Here is a 697-nt window from a genome sequence, read left to right on the forward strand (position 1 = left end):
GTTCGGGTTCTGCGGACTGCCGGGCGTTACCGGGTTCTGCGGGTCCTCGGGACCTGTCGGGGTGGTGGTGGTTCCGTTCACCACGGTGGCCTGGTTAGAGATACTTGTCACACCGGTGAGGTCATTGTTCACCTTCACCTGGAAGGTAACGGCAGACACTGCCCCGACCGCGGTGGAGGGAATGGTGAACTGCACGTTGCTTCCGCTCAGGGTACCTCCGCTTCCGGCTACGTAAGTGGTATTTGCGGGAACTGGGTCGGTTATGGTTGTATTGGTGAGCGTGGCGCTCCCGGTGTTCCTGACCCTGATGGTGTAGGTGAGCACATCGCCGGCATGCGCTTTACCGTCGGCGCTGGTGGTGCTTACGGTTTTCCATGCCTGGAAGGTGCTCGCAGGTGCGGTCGGGATCACGGTCGGGTTGTTCGGGTTCTGCGGACTGCCGGGCGTTACCGGGTTCTGCGGGTCCTCGGGACCTGTCGGGGTAGTGGTGGTTCCGTTCACCACGGTGGCCTGGTTAGAGATACTTGTCACACCGGTGAGGTCATTGTTCACCTTCACCTGGAAGGTAACGGCAGATACGGCCCCGACCGCGGTTGAGGGAATGGTGAACTGCACGTTGCTTCCGCTCAGGGTACCTCCGCTTCCGGCTACGTAAGTGGTATTTGCGGGAACAGGGTCGGTTATGGTGGTATTGGTG

General features: G+C 60.5%; 1 protein-coding gene. It reads right to left on the bottom strand.

What is annotated here, in order from left to right:
• Positions 1-697, bottom strand: a 697-nt coding sequence (locus GS398_RS22150) for a CLIPPER-2 domain-containing protein (RefSeq protein WP_160909026.1), incomplete at both ends; no start/stop codon positions are given.

Origin of the sequence: Hufsiella ginkgonis, from assembly GCF_009834915.1 — a bacterium.
GTDB lineage: Bacteria > Bacteroidota > Bacteroidia > Sphingobacteriales > Sphingobacteriaceae > Hufsiella > Hufsiella ginkgonis.